The organism is Photorhabdus sp. HUG-39, from assembly GCF_963878365.1.
Classification (GTDB): domain Bacteria; phylum Pseudomonadota; class Gammaproteobacteria; order Enterobacterales; family Enterobacteriaceae; genus Photorhabdus; species Photorhabdus kayaii.
Window position 1 is genome coordinate 14,104 of record NZ_CAWNWY010000047.1, and the last position, 17,575, is coordinate 31,678.

Sequence of the window (17,575 nt, forward strand, 5' to 3'; positions counted from 1 at the left end):
ATTTCTCCTCAATAATTACGTCCCTAGTGTTACAGGCAGCGGGTAACGGCTACGTCGTAACTGATGCCTTCTTTCTTCACCAGAGCGACGGCTTTTTGATGCAACGCCAGACGTTCAGGATCTGCATCAGAAAACTCAGCAATATCTGATGATGTGTTTTGGTCTACCCGGTCTTTTGTTGCATGTTCACCAAAATCAATAACAGGCTGGACAGAACTCAGCAGATCTTTAAACGCAGTAGCCAATGGTTTTTTCACATCACCTTCAGCAAACTCGACAGGGGAATCTCCTTGGGTTACAGCGTCCAGCAAGGCGATCACGATAGATTGAGCAGCTGGCGCCAATTTGCCGTCTGTGATCAGCTTTTCGGCAAATGCCACGTTTCCGGCATGTTGCTCAGTTTGTTTGCGCTTTGCGTCGGCAGCATCACGGGCAGTAAGCTGTTCTTTCAGGCGAGTGTTTTCATCTTTGAGCGCCTTTTTTTCTTCATTTGTCACGATGTTTTCCTCATGTTGATGTGTGTTATTGGGTTCATGAAAGGCAGGAGCAGGCTGAGCCGTGCTATAAGCTTCTTCACGTAATGAATCTACCTGCCAAGAAGGAAGCGCTTTGTCTGCTTCATCCATACCGAATTTACTAATCAAAAATTCTCGCAAACGCCCCCAAAGTGAGGCGTTGGTGATATCACTCCAATCAGAGAACTCCACAACACCATATTCTTGTTCGCTGAATTCAACTTGTTTCAATCCTTTAATGGCGGGTGGCTGCGCACCCAAAAAGCCGACATGACGCAAATAGAGCACGCCGGGTTTGGGGTTGTTTGGGGAATCAGGTAAATAGAAAGAAGCAGAAATTTTTTTATAGCGGCCTGCATCGATCAATTCAGCGAACTGAACATCAACCTGTTGAGGCTCCGCAATTAAGTCATCACCGGAAGACGTTAGCGATTTAACCCAACCATAGGCGGGCAAATTGTCTTTTGGATGCCCAATCACAATCGGTGCTTCATGCAACGATGAGTCATAAGCGTTTGCACAAGCTTGCAAATCTGCGGGGCTGAACGGCAATTGTTTGCCATTCATATCGGTATGTGTACCGGATTTGAAAATGTGAAGTGACTTCATTTCACTGCCTCTATTACGTTAATAGAGGCAGTTTCTCCATAATCAGAAAAAACTACTTTTAATCTGCTTTAGAAAAGACTTCGGAAGGAAATAAAAAAGTGGAGAACTGTATGCAATTAGATACCGAAAATTTGAGTCTGTAAACGCTTTATAAAGTTTTTTGCGGATGACAATGATAAATCACCCGCATAGTGAGGCAACGTTTAACGGTGTGCCGCTGATTCAAGATGTCGTTGAATGGTATTTAATACGGCTCTTTCTGCTTCTGGTGATAATTCGCCTTGTTCTGTTACGGGCAGATAAGGCCGGGCTGGTAACAATACAGATTGATCGCGGCCAGTTTTACCTCCCAATTGATGAATACGCCCGTAGACTAAGTTTGTACCGACAATTGCCGTGTGAGCATCATATCGGGTACTGACTGAACGCATCAAACGAGCAGTTTTTTGCAGTGTCTGACCACCACGTTCTTTTGCCGCTACTGAGGGTATCCATGCCGGGCGTCCTTCGGCTTCAAAGTTAAAAGCGGTTTCTGCTGACAATGTTCCAGCAATTTTACGCATGGCAAGTGTCAGATCATTAGTAGCCAATTCTAACGCCCGCAGTCCACGTCTTAGGTCTCCATCATTAATGGTGATAGTGATATTACTCATTCTGTCTTCCCAGTTCGCGACGGGCCAGTCCAGATAGCTCCCCATGATATCTGGATAAATCGGGACGATATGCTGCCCCCGGCGAATATGACCAACCTACATCAGTCGCTACTTTTGTTATGCCGGTATTGAATGTAGCAACAGGCTGCATCTCACCTGTTTTTTGTGAAACCAATTTCAACTCCCAGCCCATTGCTTTACCTGAATGCATAACTTTCACCCCTCTGGCACGAACATCATCATGACTGAGGGTAATCACACTGCAACGGCAACGCCAACCATTGGGAGGATAGAAGGCTTGCCAAAAAGGGTCGTCAGAGCGAAATACCAAACCATGCAATGCGAGATGGCTCTTGCGTGTATGGTTATCGTTGATCCCTGTATACATCCAGTACGGTCGGTCATCAATATTTTCCATTTGTTCGGCCCAACGGCCTGCACTGTACAGCACCGACATGTTGGTACGAAAGATAGTCTCAAGGCGCCACGGGCTACCTTGCTGAACAGTGACACGTTCCCCTGTAACGGGGTCATCGGTTTCTTTCGTTCCCCACCACCCCTTACGTCTTAATGTTGGCTCCAGCTCCTGACGAAACCAACGATCAGTCTTGCCTTCATCCAGTGCCTGCTGTAGCGCCTGGCGAATATCTTCCAGAATATCCAGACGCGTGACTTTCGCCACCGTGAATGCACGGGCATGAGTCTCTTGCCAAAGTTCTTCCCAATCCCACGTTATCTTGTAGCCCTTAGATTGCAGATAACCAATGGCTCGCTTGGGAGGTAATGTCATGCAATACGCCAGTTCAGGCGTGGTTATGCTCATGCAAGCGCCCCCAGATGTTAGACACAAACAAAACCCGTGCTAGCTGCTCTTGCAAACCCTCTGCGTCCATGTGTGGATAAAGCTCGGCTAACTCTCCTGTTAGATCGCTGGGATTAACACCGTTTTGAACACGATAGAACAAAGGAAGCAGCAGAGATTCCAATGATTCATTCAATGATCCTTCATTCATCAAAATATCCAGTGCTTCATCTAAGGTGTCTTGTGCTGCTAAATCTGCGTGAACAGCTTCAGAGAACGCCAGTGGGAGTGGTGGAATAGGCGTGGTTGACAAGGTTGTTTCATCAATATCCCCATCCTGCAATTGATATTCGCGTTTCCAGTATTGCGGAGTAAATCTGACACCAGCCTGACTCAACTTAACATCACGATTAGCCTGTGTTTCATCTACCGATTGCTGTTCCCAAAGACGATAGACCGGACATTCAACGTTACCGAAGTTCAGTTCTACAACCCAGCGTATAGCCTGATTGATGGCACTGGTGATAACGTCAGCATCAGCATCACGAATATCATCCGTTACCTCCAATCCCGCTTGTGCAGAGGCTTTATTGCTGTTTGCTTCGGTTGTTTGGTTTTGTCCCAGTAACGCAATAGAGATCTCACTGCGAGCAACGGTAATTAAGTTCTGGTAAATATCACTGCTGTCTGATTTACCTGCTGCCTCTTTAATCTCAACGGAGGAATCATCAGGAATGGCGGCAACTGCATCATCAATCATCGCTTCCATCGAATCCAATAACAGATCAATTTCACTTTGTGGCGTACCTCGTGGATGTTTTCCAATCACCCACGGTGAACCATACTTCTCAGCAAAGCGTACCCAAAACTTCATGCCGCCTTTCTTAAAGGTGACGGGCCAGAAGCACATGGATAAATCTGGAAATCCATAAGGGTTGTCATAAGTAGCATCTTGACGTGGTGTTACAAATTTATAGAGAGGAACCCGTTCTCCTTCTACGCCTGCATCACGGGCACGAAAACGCAGTTGGTTATCACGGTCATAGTGGAACCAGTCAGGCGGTTTGCTAACAATATCCGTCACTGACCATGATTGATTCTGGTTCCACATCAATTCACAAGGCTGATAGCCGTATAGAACAGCGTCATGCATTTCGCCAATGATACGTGACATATCCAAGTCCGCGAGCATGTCACGGATAAAGTTAAAGACTCGCACAGGGGCATTACTACGTTCTACACCACGCTCCAGTGCTTTCACTCCGGCCTTGCGGCGGCGAATACATCCACCAACTAAAGGATCAGTACGTAATTCACGATAGACACGAATATCCCGCCCTTGGGCTTTGAGAATAGTATCAGGGTTAGGTAGATATGTGCCCAGACTGTAGAAGTCAATGGAACGGCTACGCGATGCAATTTGTTCAGTGAATGACTGCTTTGATTCGGAAAAGTTAATAAATTCTGTTGGTGAAACCCAGATACCACGAGCCATTAGTATCCTCCCAACAATTGAGCACTCAGACGTTGACGACGGGATGAAATGGTGACAGGGCCTGATGGGCCATCTGACGCATTCACAGCCAAAAATCCTGCCCATGCTCGGTCAGCATGACCTGCTGTATCACTGTCAGCGACAAAACGAGGTGCGCCTGTCGGCCCTAAAATTTTCTGTAATTTATGCAAGTCTGCCCGCAAGGGTTGATCGCCACGAGGAATGCGAATTTGTTTGTCTTCAAACACCTCTTTACCCCTAGTTGCCAGTGTCAGTTTGTTGTTACTGGTAAAAATAACGCCTTCTACACGGCTGTTACCATGCCGCCGTTTGGCATCTTCGACGGGCTTTTCGCCCATCCCAGTCTGATCCATACAGCAACGCAAGACGCGATAACGGAAGAAAACATCATCTAGCAGGGCATCCTGTTCAGCGAATGTTGCCCGTTTGCGAGTCATAATTTCACGAGTCCAGTAGACATCGCCAACTTGTTCCAATACCCAAATAACGAATAAGTCATTGCGGATACCAATATCAACGCCAACAAAACAGGGGCCTCCCAGATAATGTTCTGGCAGCCCAGCCAAGTCATTCTCTACACCATCAATCAGCTCATAAGAAAGCCATGCACTGGCTTCATCCAACCATTTCAGTTCAAATTCTTGTGCCCAGGCATCTTCATCATTAAGGGCTGTCCGCATTTCCTGAATGTTCCGTGGCAAGCCGTCTTGTACAGCCTTATGTATATCGACAATGTGCCGTGACCAAATCTGTTCCAATGACTTGTCAGTCATTAGTTCATAGAATTTATTGCCTTTACCATTGGGGGTTGATGTCACTCGTAAATTGTAGCCGTTGGAAATGACAGGAAACAAAGCCGTCCAAATCTTGCGGCTGTCGAGATGAAAGGCGAACTCATCCAAAAAGACATTGGATGCGAATCCGCGAGCCGTGTCTGGATTGGCAGGCAAGGCCGTGATTCTGGAGCCGCCCGGCAATTCAGCTTCCAACATGGTATAGCGTTCTCCTGAAGCCCCTTTGAAATAGCCTTCAATCTCACGGGCCACCATGTTGTAGGCTTGGCAGTGTTTTTTCACGCCTTCTTCTATCGCTTCTCTGGCCTGACGCTCCCCTCTGGAGAGGATCACCCAACGTGTACGGCCACCTGTTGCCTCAACTTCGAAACAATCATCAGTCAGTTCCAGTGTTGTGGTAAATGTTTTCCCCGTCTGACGAGCAAACTTACCTATCTTGAAACGGGAACGATCTAGAAACCATGTGCGCTGGTACTTGTAAAGTTGAATGGCTGCACTCATTTGACAATCCCATAAATCTCTTCCCGGACACGGCGCAAAGTTTCAATACTCATGCGACCACCATTATTGGTATTATTGGTATTGGCTTCTTTCTCCAGTGCTTCCATTTTGTCAGCGATTTTCTGGCGCAGGTCAGACTGATATTTCTTCAGGTTGATGCTGGCCCTACTTAAAGTAGCAACATTTTTGGCGACCTTAGATAGCAGGGTAACTCGTTCTGCTGGGTCTACTTCCTTCTCATCAGCTTCCTGCAATTTAACGATGTGCTCAAAGATTTCGGTTTGAATCAGAGCGATCACAGCCTCAGAACGTGCATCTTGATCATCCACGGCACCTTCTGTGAGCATCCGTGCTGCTTCTGTTGCTGCCCGTATTGCACCGTATCGCTTTTCTATTTTTTGTCCATAACGGTGAATAGCAGACTTACTGATTACATAACCTTGATCACGCAGCAAGGTTTCGAGTTCCTGGTATCCACTAAATCCTGATTCAGTCAAAGCCCGTTCCAACCAACGCCGAACGTCTTCAGGGAGTTTATCGATAGTGCTTCGACGCGCCATTATTCACTCCAGTACTTTTCAGGACGAGCAATACCAAGACCACATTCGACCGTATATTCAACAACATCAACACCAATACGAGTTAAGTCAGCAAACCAGCTACCCGATGGCTGTTTATTGAGGTCAATTAATTTACGGTCTGCCAGATAATCCAATTCCTTCCGTAATTCCAATGCAGTGACGTCAGGATAAATCGCGCGAGATATATCCAATAACAGAGTTTCACTGGCGGTATATGGGCGGGTTTTATTCAGTGCGACCAACAGACTCCAGCGCAATGATTCACGACGAACACGAGCAACATCAATCATTTTTACCTCCGGCAATTCGGTGCTGCTGCACCATCTCTAATTTGCTGTAAAGCGCATCCAGCTTGGCTTCAATTACTGTTTGACCACGAATATAATCTTCACGGCGCACGTAATTCAGCGGCAAGTCAGCCTTAAACTGCATAAACTCACGTTCGAGCTGAGACCAATTGTCTACGGAATGTTTAAGCGCTTGCTCTAACGAGGCGTGTCTTTCCTCCTGCCGCTCTTCGGCCTTGCTGAATAACCACTTTGCGATGCCAAAAATGAAACCGAGGAAAGAGAGCAGAAAACCTACGGCAGCCCAAAATTCAATCTGTAATGTCATTGTTGTAATCCTTCGATGTAATCCAGCAAACCATTAACCTGAGCTTTCAATGCAAGACACTGTTCCCCGTTGTCGATGATATTGGCGAGGATATCTCGTTGCGTGATACCGGATGGCCGTAGTTGGGCATCAGAGCTTTCATTTCCACGGGACGTTTCATCAGCGCCGGAGGTAACGGAGGCAGAGCGAGTTTGTGCACTGGACAGGCCGAGGGCGGCGTTGTATTGCTGCACGAAGCCACGAGTAAACACACAATTAACAGGATGAAACTGTTGTTTTTCATCCATCCAACTCTGGGTAACATGGTCAATTTTCCTCTTCAGTTGTTGGTTCTGAGTGCGGAGTTGTTCAATATCGTTGAGATAATTGGCTGCTGCCTGATGCGCTGAGTGGACCTGCATTTGGTAACGTTGTTGCAAGGCATTGAGTGCTGACAGTTCCCGCTCTGTCCATTGCTTTTCCAGCTGAAGAAATTCGGCTTTCTGCTGTGCTAATGCAGTGTTTCCTGTCTCCGTTGCTTTCTGAAAGCCCGTGGTATGACCTCTCCAGTGAGCTAAAGCGAACATGCCGATTAGCGACAAAATCAATAAAACAGGTTTAGCCCACAATTTAATTGGCACAGCTGGTACCTCCCCAAGCCAAATAGCGAGGTGCGAGTTCCAGTAATATGCGTTTGGAATAATGTCGATTTTCTTTCCATGCTGACGCTCTACGTCCAGCATTCTGAGATTCAACATGGCCGAACCAGACCCACGGATTGAGACCAACTACCTTGGTTTTCTTCTTATCCCGTAGTAACCAGCCTAAGCCCCCATTATAGGAAGACAGCACCATCGCCATTCTTTGGCACTTATCGACAGCTTTAATGCGTTGCCATAGCCAATGATCATAGTGAACCATCGCCCGTATAGACCAGACTGGGTTGAATGGTTCTTTATTAGATAATTCAGGGATACGTTGACTGATCCAGTTTGCGGTTGCAGGCATGAATTGAGCCATGCCCTGAGCACCGACAGGAGAAACTGCCCATGATTTCCAACCACTCTCTTGATGCAACTGGGCAGCAAAATCTGCCACAGGGGCATTCAATCCCCATACCACACGGGATGCCCGTATCAAATCATTGCGGTATTGCTGCGAACGGTGTGGTGGTTCGTCAGCTAATGTTGGGCTGACCATACCGCCACACCACAGCAACACAATTCCGATAATCTGCCGCCAATTCATAATCACAACCCTGTAGCTACGCTCAAACAGGTAGCGGCAACAATCAGTGCACGGCGTATCAGAACGGCAGCAAACACCATATGGTAGCCAGTCTGAACGGGATATTTTCCTTTTTTCATGAGTATTTCATCATATTTCAGATACTGACCGGGCCTTGCTTTCGGGAATAAACTGCGGTCTAGCCAGTACCCCAAGACAACAGCCAGAGCAATAAGCGACAATTTGTAGATCACAACAGGGACTTGTTGAGGGGAAACTAAACCGATAGTGATCAGCAATAGAACAGCTGTTAACAACCAGCCACCGAGGCGTAATTTTTTGATAAGTGATACAAACGATTTGAAAGTTTTCACTGAACTGTCTCCGTAGTCGTTGATGGAAACAGTTTTTCCAATTTATTGGGAAAAGGATTTTAAAGGGCGTTAAGAGCACATCAGAAAAGTAAAAGACAGGATAAGAGCGACCTGCCTAACGCTCGAACACTGGGTAGGCTATCAACTCACAGGCATGTACTGTGAGCCAACCGAGGCTCTTTCCGCTATTGATTATTGATTATTGATGACCGGGAAAGCCTAACTCATTTTCAGCTAATGAAAAAGGCTTACGGATAATGAAAGAACAATCTTTACCTATCGTTCCGTGGATTGGTGGTAAACGCCGATTAGCAAAACATATTTTACCGTTATTTCCTGAGCATACCTGTTATGTCGAACCGTTCTGTGGTGCTGCAGCGCTGTATTTCCTAAAAGTACCGAGCAAATGTGAAGTAATTAATGATATTAATGGTGAGTTGGTGAATCTTTATTGCGTAATAAAACATCACTTGGAAGAGTTTGTCCGGCAATTTAAATGGGCATTGGTCAGCCGCCAAATTTATAAATGGTTGCAGATTACCCCCGAAGAAACGCTAACCGATATTCAGAGAGCAGCGCGTTTCTACTATCTCCAAAAGCAGGCATTTGGCGGTAAGGTAGCAGAACATACTTTCGGTACTTCTACCACCAGCCCACCGCGATTTAATTTGCTCAGAATAGAAGAAGAGCTATCAATGGCTCACCTGCGACTGGCAAGAACGATTATTGAAAATATGAACTGGGCACAATGCGTTCAACGGTACGACAGGCCACATACGCTGTTTTACTGTGATCCGCCGTATTGGGGTACAGAGGGATATGGCATAGAATTTGGGCTTGATAACTATGATCTGTTAGCAGAACTAGCGCATACCATCCGAGGGAAAATGGTAATTTCAGTGAACGATATTCCAGAAATGCGCAAGGCGTTCAAAGGGTTGACAATGCAAGTAGTCAATATCGGGTACAACTTGAAAATTACGGGGAAAGTCAAGCAGAGTAAGGAGCTGATTATTTGTAATTTTTAATAACCGAGGATGGCAAAGCAATATATTTGCTTTGCCATTTTTTTACCTTTAACCTAAGCCAATAGAACGGGATACAAACTGTAAACCTATTCCGAGAGTTTGGCTAATTAAAGACCTTAATGCTTCTTTACTTTCAGTCTTCAGTGTTTCCTTAATACGATCACCTAATGGGGTTTCTAAACTATCAGGGATTACTTTGAGAACCTCAAACCTTCAGCGGTTAATACGGCTCTATGACAACCTTCAGAGCTCATAGTCCCTACCAAATAACCATTCGTCATAAGCCAATCCACTGTATCCAGAAAAAATCTATGATCTTCTACTGTAGTACAAAGTTCGTCAGAGTATATTCCATCAGAATATTGAAGGGGTTCACCGATTATCTCTATAGATAAAAGATCTATCTTTAAAGGAAATGACTCATATAGTTTCCCAAATATAATACCTACAATTTCATTAAATTTTTCTATATTTGTAGTAGACATAAATATCCTATGTGTTTCTAAAGTTTCAATTCCAACGTTCCACCAGGTACATTCTGTTGATCTAAACAAACAGATTGGCAAGCTGATTTAGATATAGATAAAACTGTTTCGTTATCCTCTATATCAAGAAAACAATTATTTCCATCGGCTATATAATCATTGGGAAGTTTGGCATTTGTGGGAATTAATAAGTTACGCACAGTCCATACCCTTATATGAAATAGAAAATAACTATATTTTTAAGAATTTCTACGTCGTAAGATTACATCTATGGTATCAAGAACATTCTGATTTTCATCTATTATCCTATTTTCTATCTTCCTGTGCTTGTCCATTTTTTTTCCACAAAGCATTACCAGCACGGCCCAAGAAATAAAGATTATCAATATCTTATCATTAAGTACCAATACATTAGTAAGTCCTCCACCAAAAAATATCATATAAGCGTTCCATAGGGCAAACGTGAATGCTATAAGCATGAGGCTAAGTAACAGCAGGCAAGGTGTATTGATGTAATAACGCCATTTAGCATCTTTATTTTTTATAAGTAATTCTCGTTTTATAGCAAGTAATTCCCGACTATCCCTTTCATGAAGCTCACGCGGGCGAGATGGCATGGGGTTAATATTGACGACTGAACCTACATGAATAGAACCATGATTATTGCCACCAACGCTGATGGTTATTTGTCGTTCCTGCCCATCTTGGGGAAGTTGTTTAAGGCTATCAAAAACTTGTCCTGCTAATGTTTGTAATTCTTCATCTCTTCTGTCCATGCAAATCCTTTATTTTTTAATGATTAACAACCAGTTTTAATACTCTGTCAATTCTACTGTCATCGACAACCGACTCTTTAATTAAAAAGTTATATATTTTTGATGATTGCAGGACGAGTTCATCGGGCGTCCAGCGGCGATTAGCTTGTTGTGCCATCGAATCTAGTTTATGAACAATTTTTCCCAGTAATTCTGCATCTATCTCACTGTTTTTGTAAGCGGTAGAGGCTGACTGTTGAACTTGACCTGTTATTAGGTACAACACATCAAGACCCGCTTTTGCCCAAAGGCTTATAGCATCAGCTCCTGGTGCAGATTCATCTTTTTCCCACCTTATCTGTGATTTTCTTGATGCACCAACCATCTCCGCGAAATCAGACTGACTAAACCCCAATCGCTCACGCTCTTTTTTTAATCTCTCACCAAGAGACATTTTTGTCACCAAAACCCTTTACAAGTCCCATTAATGGGACAATAATGTCATGTATTGTACAAACATCATTGCATTACCGGAGGCCATAGCATGACACCCGAGAAAATTAAAAGCCGCTTTCATCAACACGGCATCACTATTACCCAATGGGCACAGGAGAACGGGTATTCCCGTGAAGCTGTATACCGAGTTCTTAATGGACAATCCAAAGCTAATTACGGAAAGGCCCATGAAATAGCTGTAAAGCTAGGTCTGAAAACGCCAAGTTTAGGCATTTAAATTTGGCCTAACTATTTTATCACTTTATGTAACAGATTATCACATATTGAAAAGGGAGAATGTGACATGCGCAAAATTAACGTTTCCAGTTCTGGTACGCGCATATTACGGGTTCTTAAGGCTCTACGTGGTCATTCCTTGTCTGGGCTGAGTAATGGTGAATTAGCGGAATTACTGGGGGAATCTCCCGCAAATATTAATCGTGCACTAAATACATTAATAGAAGAAGGGCTGGCGCAAAAACTGAGTAGCGGCAGATATGCACCAGGTATGCAATTACTACAAATAGCACAATCGTTCTCAAATGAAATGGCTAATACCCAGGCTAGAATTACGGAAATGAATCAGCGCGTTCTCGCTGGTAGCAGAAATTAATTAACAGGGGATTTATATAATGGCACGCTCAAAAAATACAACATCAGTAAAACTGGCCGAAGATGTTCAACTTGCCGACGATCTACAGGTCAATCTCAACGCTATGACAACACACCGTCTGCAAATCATGGAACAGTTTGGTGATGGTTTGCCGTATGAACGTGATCGCATCGTCCATGAAACCCGTTTCTACATGGCTCAGAGTGCTGAAGCGATGTTAGAAGCTGGGAAGCGCCTCATTATTCTTAAAGAGAATGAACCTCATGGCGAGTTTGTTAACATCGTTAAGGATCAACTCGGTCTGGAACCCCGTATTGCCCAAAAAATGGCACAAGCTGCACTCAAATTTCTTTCACCTGGATTAGAAACAAAAGCGAAAACGTTTTCGCTTTTGGGACGTTCCAAACTGTATGAATTGATGCTTGAAGACGATGATGAACTGTCTGAATTGGCTGAAGGTGGCACTGTAGCTGGTCTGACATTAGATGATATTGATCGCATGTCTGTCCGCGAACTACGTAAAGCCCTGCGTGATACACGTGCTGATCTGGATATTTCACGCCAGACGGTACAAGAAAAAAAGGAACTTGTTAGTAGTTTGATTGAGGAGAAATCTGAAATCCAGCACAAACTTCAGCGCCGAATCAATCATGAAAAACCGGAAGAAGAAGGTGCAGCTTTGACACAAGAGGTTAATTCATTGTCTTTTGCTATTGATGCCGCTATCACCAATCTTTTCAATGGATTTGAAACGCTTAATGACCATACCACACGCACCGATATTAGTCATGTTGGGTTTATGGCAGGCGTACTCGATGACCTTGAAGTCAAAATTCGTAACCTACGTAATCACTTTAATCTGCCTGAGTACAGAGAACACAGCATTGTTCCTGATTGGGCTAAAGAAGGTGCGGAAGCAGAAGAGGAAAGATTCGAACGACCAGAATGGATGGATAAGGAAGAGGCACATGAATAAATCTGAATTGAAAAAAATGCTTGAAAAGAAATTGAAGAAATAAGGGCAATAACATGAATACCACAATGACCGAACGATTAGTTTCTATTGCACAGGCAGCACATAAAGCCGGACATGGCAGTAAAGAAGCAATATATCGGGCGGCTTGTGAAGAGCTTTGTATGTCACGTTCAACATTGATTAAAAAACTTGGTGAAGTTTCTGGCAAAAAGCCACGCAAGAAACGTTCTGATGCAGGTAATAGCGCGCTGACACGTGAAGAAGCAACTCTAATCTCAGGGGTATTGATGGAGGCCACTCGTAATACAGGGAAACGGTTATATAGCTTCGAACAGGCCATTAATGATCTGCGTTCAAATGGCCTGATTAATGCAGGCCATATTGATACTGAAACGGGCGAATTTTCTCCGTTATCCGTTGACGCTATTAGTCGTGCATTGCGCCAGTACAAACTTCATCCTGAACAGTTGAAAGTGCCTGCGCCCAGCCTACAATTGGCTAGCCTGCATCCCAATCATGTCTGGGAATTAGACGCCTCAATTTGTGTACTGTATTACCTAAAAAATCCTAATAAAAACAATAGAAGTGACAGTGGGTTACGCATGATGTCTGTGGCTGAATTTAATAAAAATAAGCCTAAAAATCTAGCTCGTATCATTAATGATCGCGTCTGGTCGTTTGAACTAACAGATCACACAAGTGGCTGGATATATGTTGAATACTTATTTGGCGGTGAAACCAGTCAGAATTTTACTTCTGTATTGATTAACGCAATGCAAGATCGTGGTGATGCAGATGTGTTACACGGTGTACCCCAAATTTTATTTACTGACCCCGGTTCAGCTTTGACAGCACCTACACTACGTAACTTGTGTAAGGCCCTAGGCATTCAAATGATACAACACAAGGCCCGTAACGCCCGTGCTACGGGCTCTGTTGAAAAAGCGCGTGACATCATCGAACGCAATTTCGAATCCGGTTTACGTTTTCGACAGGTTGATGATATTGATGAACTTAACCGTCTGGCACGGCTATGGCGTATGAAATTTAACCGCAGTGCAATACATAGCCGACATGGACAAACCCGTACAGATTGCTGGCTAAAAATCACAGCAGAACAGTTAGTAAAAGCACCTGCCATTAACGTTTGTCGTGAATTGGCAATTGGTGCACCAGAAAGCCGTAAAGTACAGTCAACCTTGAGAGTATCTTTCAGGGGACGTGAGTATGACGTCAGTACCGTTCCTAGCGTGAGTGTTGGTGATTCAATCATGATCACCCGCAATCCGTGGCGTGACGAAGAAGCACAGGTAGTCATTACTGGTGAAGATGGTTTTGATGCTTTCCATCTTGTTAATGAAGTCACTAAAGATGAGTACGGCTTTGCCATCGGCGCACCTGTAATTGGTAGTGAATTCCAAGCCATTCCTCAAACAATTGCACAACGTAATTTAGCCGAAGTTGAACAAAAAATCATGGGGACAAACAGCACGGCTGAAACTGAAATAGCACGTAAATTGAAAACACTTCCCCTCAATGGTCGGTTTGATCCATATTTGGATATTGAACGTAATGATGCGCCAACGTATATGCCAAAACGTGGACAAGCCTCTACGGTACATAGTCCACGAATTGAACAGATTATGAACCCGGTTGATGTTGTCAAAATTTTACGTGAACGGTTCCAATCACATGGTAAGACATGGCGTGGTGAATTTTATCAGCAAATAGTTAAACGCTTTCCTAATGGTGTTCCAACAGATCAAATTGATGAGTTGGTTGATGAATTCATGGGGAAATCAACAACTGTTGCACGCAGTATTGTTAACGGTAATTAGTTTTTCATGGTGTATATTAAGGAAAAGAAAAATGGCAATTAAAGTTCATGATCCACTACTTTCATTGACAATTCAAAATACAACTGAGGTTTATTTATAAAAGTGACCCAATTTGTTTTCGTGAAACTCATTATAACGTAGGAAGTATATAGGATATTTTGCCAGGGAGTGATGTTGCTATCTCTTATTATCAATGGCATATGCAGAAATAAAGATAGCCGCTTAACGGGGGATTATTATGCTGGTGTTTAAACAGCAATTACAGGCACATCAGTTAACGCAAAGTGCAGCCGCAAGTGCGGCAGGAATTTCAGCGGCGGCGTTGGCTCAAATTGTTAACCACAATATATGGCCACGACAGAACGCAGATGCAATTCGTCAGCGTATTACTGATTTCTTGGCAAAAAGAGGTATCGATACCGCAAAAAGTTTTGAGGTGGTACAAACAACCGATAAATCAGATACCGATAATAAAAATACAACCCTCATTTCTGAGGAGGAATACATGTTACTAAAAAAACAAGTGTTATTTCCAGCTACGAAAAAGCACTTTGGTTTATTTCGTGATCCATTTGAAGATAGCGCAATTCAAAGTGCTGAAGATGTTTTTGTGACTCCAGATAGCCGTTATGTACGGGAAGCCATGTATCAAACAGCCCGCTATGGTGGTTTTCTGGCAGTATCAGGGGAGTCGGGTTCAGGTAAAACGACATTGCGTCGTGATCTTATTGACCGTATTAACAGGGAGAATACCCCCGTTATTGTTATTGAACCCTACGTATTAGCAATGGAAGACAATGATGTAAAAGGTAAGACCTTGAAAGCATCAAACATTGCTGAAGCTATTGTGAATACCTTAGCGCCATTGGAAAACTTGAAACGATCGCCTGAAGCACGCTTCCGCCAGTTGCACAAGATATTGAAAGACAGTTCACGGGCTGGCTACCAACATGTGTTAATAATAGAAGAAGCACACTCGTTGCCTTTACCAACATTAAAGCACCTTAAACGATTCTTTGAACTGGAAGATGGATTTAAAAAACTGTTATCGATCATTTTGATTGGTCAGCCTGAACTGGAATTGAAGCTATCTGAACGTAATCAAGAGGTTCGTGAAGTAGTGCAACGTTGTGAAGTTGTTAATTTGTTTCCTCTTAATGATTATCTGGAAACATTTTTGGATTTTAAATTTGGTCGCGTAGGCATGAAGACTAATAAGATTTTAGATAATAGCGCTATTGGTGCTATCCGTGACCGTTTATGTCTTAGTCGGCATAGCAGTAAAGAAACTGTTAGTTTATTATATCCATTAGCTATCGGAAACTTGATTATTGCAGCTATGAACATGGCTGAAATTAATGAGATACCTAAGGTTGATGCCAATATTATTCGCAGTGTTAGCTGAAGATATCATTATAAGAAAAAGTTCTATTTAACAATTAATATTAACAATAGGCGGATTCGAATAATTTCTGGTTTTATTGGTTTCAAATTGGTTGCAACAAGGATGGAACATACTATAACCAAAGAAATGGAAGTCTTGTAAATATTAAGTTCGGCATTTCATTGTCGATCTACTTGAAAAAAAAGGTTTCTTTGTTGAGGAAAAGAAGAAAATATATTGGTATTAATAAACATATTTATTAAGTAACAGGGTAATTAAACATGGCAAAAAGAAAAATTATGTTTAAAGCTACAGCGGCTTCCTACACCCGTAATTATGTAAATAAAGCTGTTGTAAAAGATATTAATGAAATATCAATTAATTCAGGTAAAGAAGATTTTTCAATTATCCATTTGAACAGAAAATTAAGTAAGGAACATACTTATGAAAATAACATGTCATCACTGCAAACAACCTGTTGAAAAAATGAATCTAAAACAAGCCAAGGTTATTCAGACTCCTGAATTTGGTGAGTGGGTTGTTGATTTAATCTTGGTTTGTCCACATTGCAGTCAGCAATACGGTGTCTCTGTGTCAACATGGGATTTACAGCCACTGGAGACCACACATGGATAAAACGGCCTTATACCGAAAAGCCAAGTTCAGTAGTATCAAGTTAATACTGGCTATTCTGGTTTACTTAATTCAAGAGTACATAGTAGAGGATGAATAAGATGGCAAAACAGAAACTTATTCAGCTTATTCATATTGCACGTAGTGATCTAAAACTAGACGAGGATACGTATCGCCAGATGTTACTTTCAGAAACCGGAAAAGCCTCTACGCGGGAGATGGATATCCCGCAGTTAACTCGCGTTTTGGAAGCTATGAAAAAACGCGGTTTTAAGATTAAATCTTTTAGGAAATCCAAAACATCACGTCCATTAGATAGTCATCCCCAATCAAAGAAGATACGTGCATTGTGGCTAGAAATGGCATCTATAGGTATTGTTCGTAATGGTTCTGAACAAGCCTTAGCTCACTGGATTAAGCGTGAAACGGATATTGATGGTTTACAGTGGTTGGATTCAGACCAAGCCAGCAGCATTATTGAAAAACTGAAGAAGTGGCAGAACCACGTCACGAGGAAAAAGTATGAATGATGTGAATAATTTTCGTAGCAAAGGTCCTGAGCTGCTGGTCGAACTGGCACAGCATACAGCCTGCACGGTCAGTGAAATAATCCATGTTGAGCCTGCGTTAGCCGAGCAAATTGGTGAAGCTGTTGCTAACCATATGATGCAGGTTTGGGGCGGTCAGAATGTCTATTTTCCTATGGGCATGATTTGGAAAGTCAGCCTCCGTGATCGTGAGATTTTCAACGAATTTAACGGTAAAAATCATCATGATCTGGCTCGTAAGTTTGGTGTTTCTATTCAATGGATTTATAGCGTAGTGAAACGTATTCGAAAGGAGGAACTGGATCGCCTGCAAGGTAAGTTATTCGATAACGAGTCTGAATAGGCAGGTCAAACTAATTGAGCTTAGTAAAATCAGATGGCAGACTAAACATGATTCTCGTTCGGTCTGCCTTTCAAATACTGAAAAGGATTTACAATTGAATCTCCATAACTTCCCATTTAGTCCAAGTTTTTCCCATAATTATCTTTCAATTCCCTGTCAAATATCTTACTTATGATCAGTTACCGCTGGCCCGGTATAAGGTTTGCTTCGGCTTGGGTGTTGCTTCCGGTGAATGCAGTTGCAGATTTTCTTCCGCCGCACTCTGCACAGTCACCGTTCTGCCCAGCGCGTCAGTTTTACCCGGGATGACC

General features: G+C 43.1%; 25 protein-coding genes. 10 read left to right on the top strand and 15 right to left on the bottom strand.

The genetic code is table 11. The features are described 5' to 3' along the window. Positions 1 to 29: 29 nt before the first annotated feature. The 11 genes from AAC155_RS21630 to AAC155_RS21680 form a co-directional block, all read right to left on the bottom strand. Positions 30 to 1,124: a peptidase gene (locus AAC155_RS21630; protein WP_113044101.1), complete on the bottom strand. Its 1,095-nt coding sequence runs from the start codon at positions 1,122 to 1,124 to the stop codon at positions 30 to 32. Positions 1,125 to 1,327: 203 nt separating this feature from the next. Then, complete coding sequence (locus AAC155_RS21635; protein WP_113044102.1) at positions 1,328 to 1,777, bottom strand: phage virion morphogenesis protein; 450 nt, start codon at positions 1,775 to 1,777, stop codon at positions 1,328 to 1,330. After that, complete coding sequence (locus tag AAC155_RS21640; RefSeq protein ID WP_113044103.1) at positions 1,770 to 2,600, bottom strand: phage head morphogenesis protein; 831 nt, start codon at positions 2,598 to 2,600, stop codon at positions 1,770 to 1,772. The genes AAC155_RS21635 and AAC155_RS21640 overlap by 8 nt, the downstream gene beginning before the upstream one ends. Further along, positions 2,581 to 4,074 carry a DUF935 domain-containing protein gene (locus AAC155_RS21645; RefSeq protein WP_113044104.1) on the bottom strand — a complete coding sequence of 498 codons (1,494 nt, stop codon included), beginning with the start codon at positions 4,072 to 4,074 and terminating at the stop codon, positions 2,581 to 2,583. Before AAC155_RS21645 ends, AAC155_RS21640 begins: the two co-directional genes overlap by 20 nt. After that, positions 4,074 to 5,390 carry a phage terminase large subunit family protein gene (locus AAC155_RS21650; RefSeq protein WP_113044105.1) on the bottom strand — a complete coding sequence of 439 codons (1,317 nt, stop codon included), beginning with the start codon at positions 5,388 to 5,390 and terminating at the stop codon, positions 4,074 to 4,076. Before AAC155_RS21650 ends, AAC155_RS21645 begins: the two co-directional genes overlap by 1 nt. Continuing rightward, positions 5,387 to 5,950 (bottom strand): DUF3486 family protein, encoded by a 564-nt coding sequence (locus AAC155_RS21655; protein WP_113044106.1) that lies wholly within the window; start codon positions 5,948 to 5,950, stop codon positions 5,387 to 5,389. The genes AAC155_RS21650 and AAC155_RS21655 overlap by 4 nt, the downstream gene beginning before the upstream one ends. Further along, complete coding sequence (locus AAC155_RS21660) at positions 5,950 to 6,261, bottom strand: hypothetical protein (RefSeq protein WP_112896738.1); 312 nt, start codon at positions 6,259 to 6,261, stop codon at positions 5,950 to 5,952. The genes AAC155_RS21655 and AAC155_RS21660 overlap by 1 nt, the downstream gene beginning before the upstream one ends. After that, complete coding sequence (locus AAC155_RS21665; protein WP_112896737.1) at positions 6,254 to 6,586, bottom strand: hypothetical protein; 333 nt, start codon at positions 6,584 to 6,586, stop codon at positions 6,254 to 6,256. The genes AAC155_RS21660 and AAC155_RS21665 overlap by 8 nt, the downstream gene beginning before the upstream one ends. Further along, the gene (locus tag AAC155_RS21670) at positions 6,583 to 7,206 is read right to left on the bottom strand and encodes a hypothetical protein (protein ID WP_113044107.1); all 624 of its coding nucleotides are present in this window, start codon (positions 7,204 to 7,206) and stop codon (positions 6,583 to 6,585) included. Before AAC155_RS21670 ends, AAC155_RS21665 begins: the two co-directional genes overlap by 4 nt. Continuing rightward, the gene (locus tag AAC155_RS21675; protein WP_113044108.1) at positions 7,196 to 7,813 is read right to left on the bottom strand and encodes a transglycosylase SLT domain-containing protein; all 618 of its coding nucleotides are present in this window, start codon (positions 7,811 to 7,813) and stop codon (positions 7,196 to 7,198) included. Before AAC155_RS21675 ends, AAC155_RS21670 begins: the two co-directional genes overlap by 11 nt. A gap of 2 nt (positions 7,814 to 7,815) precedes the next feature. Then, positions 7,816 to 8,166: a putative holin gene (locus AAC155_RS21680; RefSeq protein WP_046975925.1), complete on the bottom strand. Its 351-nt coding sequence runs from the start codon at positions 8,164 to 8,166 to the stop codon at positions 7,816 to 7,818. Between the two features lie 257 nt (positions 8,167 to 8,423). Between AAC155_RS21680 and AAC155_RS21685 the strand changes: the two genes are divergently transcribed. Continuing rightward, positions 8,424 to 9,194, top strand: coding sequence for a DNA adenine methylase (locus AAC155_RS21685; protein WP_113044109.1), 771 nt, complete (start codon positions 8,424 to 8,426; stop codon positions 9,192 to 9,194). Between the two features lie 191 nt (positions 9,195 to 9,385). Here AAC155_RS21685 and AAC155_RS21690 read toward each other — a convergent pair whose 3' ends face one another. The 4 genes from AAC155_RS21690 to AAC155_RS21705 are packed head-to-tail and all read right to left on the bottom strand — an operon-like array spanning position 9,386 to position 10,888. Further along, the gene (locus AAC155_RS21690) at positions 9,386 to 9,679 is read right to left on the bottom strand and encodes a hypothetical protein (RefSeq protein WP_229015620.1); all 294 of its coding nucleotides are present in this window, start codon (positions 9,677 to 9,679) and stop codon (positions 9,386 to 9,388) included. 17 nt (positions 9,680 to 9,696) lie between these two features. Continuing rightward, entirely contained in the window at positions 9,697 to 9,879 is a 183-nt protein-coding gene (locus tag AAC155_RS21695; protein ID WP_113044110.1) for a hypothetical protein, read from the bottom strand. A 39-nt stretch (positions 9,880 to 9,918) separates the two neighbouring features. Continuing rightward, complete coding sequence (locus tag AAC155_RS21700) at positions 9,919 to 10,455, bottom strand: hypothetical protein (protein ID WP_113044111.1); 537 nt, start codon at positions 10,453 to 10,455, stop codon at positions 9,919 to 9,921. 16 nt (positions 10,456 to 10,471) lie between these two features. After that, positions 10,472 to 10,888, bottom strand: a complete 417-nt coding sequence (locus tag AAC155_RS21705) for a helix-turn-helix domain-containing protein (RefSeq protein ID WP_082111258.1) — start codon at positions 10,886 to 10,888, stop codon at positions 10,472 to 10,474. A 90-nt stretch (positions 10,889 to 10,978) separates the two neighbouring features. Between AAC155_RS21705 and AAC155_RS21710 the strand changes: the two genes are divergently transcribed. The 9 genes from AAC155_RS21710 to AAC155_RS21750 all read left to right on the top strand — a co-directional run bounded on the left by AAC155_RS21710 (position 10,979) and on the right by AAC155_RS21750 (position 17,264). Next, positions 10,979 to 11,167 carry a DNA-binding protein gene (locus tag AAC155_RS21710; protein WP_036777229.1) on the top strand — a complete coding sequence of 63 codons (189 nt, stop codon included), beginning with the start codon at positions 10,979 to 10,981 and terminating at the stop codon, positions 11,165 to 11,167. Positions 11,168 to 11,233: 66 nt separating this feature from the next. Beyond that, positions 11,234 to 11,542 (top strand): helix-turn-helix domain-containing protein, encoded by a 309-nt coding sequence (locus AAC155_RS21715; RefSeq protein ID WP_040153029.1) that lies wholly within the window; start codon positions 11,234 to 11,236, stop codon positions 11,540 to 11,542. Positions 11,543 to 11,561: 19 nt separating this feature from the next. After that, entirely contained in the window at positions 11,562 to 12,518 is a 957-nt protein-coding gene (locus AAC155_RS21720) for a hypothetical protein (RefSeq protein ID WP_036777233.1), read from the top strand. 53 nt (positions 12,519 to 12,571) lie between these two features. Then, the gene (locus tag AAC155_RS21725; protein ID WP_113044112.1) at positions 12,572 to 14,356 is read left to right on the top strand and encodes a DDE-type integrase/transposase/recombinase; all 1,785 of its coding nucleotides are present in this window, start codon (positions 12,572 to 12,574) and stop codon (positions 14,354 to 14,356) included. 238 nt (positions 14,357 to 14,594) lie between these two features. Then, a complete protein-coding gene (locus AAC155_RS21730) occupies positions 14,595 to 15,761 on the top strand; it encodes an ExeA family protein (protein ID WP_113044113.1) in 1,167 nt (388 codons plus the stop codon). Between the two features lie 260 nt (positions 15,762 to 16,021). After that, positions 16,022 to 16,222, top strand: a complete 201-nt coding sequence (locus tag AAC155_RS21735) for a hypothetical protein (protein WP_112896819.1) — start codon at positions 16,022 to 16,024, stop codon at positions 16,220 to 16,222. Further along, a complete protein-coding gene (locus AAC155_RS21740; protein WP_112896820.1) occupies positions 16,185 to 16,376 on the top strand; it encodes a hypothetical protein in 192 nt (63 codons plus the stop codon). The genes AAC155_RS21735 and AAC155_RS21740 overlap by 38 nt, the downstream gene beginning before the upstream one ends. Positions 16,377 to 16,474: 98 nt before the next feature. After that, positions 16,475 to 16,903: a gp16 family protein gene (locus tag AAC155_RS21745; protein WP_112896821.1), complete on the top strand. Its 429-nt coding sequence runs from the start codon at positions 16,475 to 16,477 to the stop codon at positions 16,901 to 16,903. Next, positions 16,896 to 17,264, top strand: coding sequence for a Mor transcription activator family protein (locus AAC155_RS21750; RefSeq protein WP_112896822.1), 369 nt, complete (start codon positions 16,896 to 16,898; stop codon positions 17,262 to 17,264). Before AAC155_RS21745 ends, AAC155_RS21750 begins: the two co-directional genes overlap by 8 nt. Positions 17,265 to 17,575: the final 311 nt, after the last annotated feature.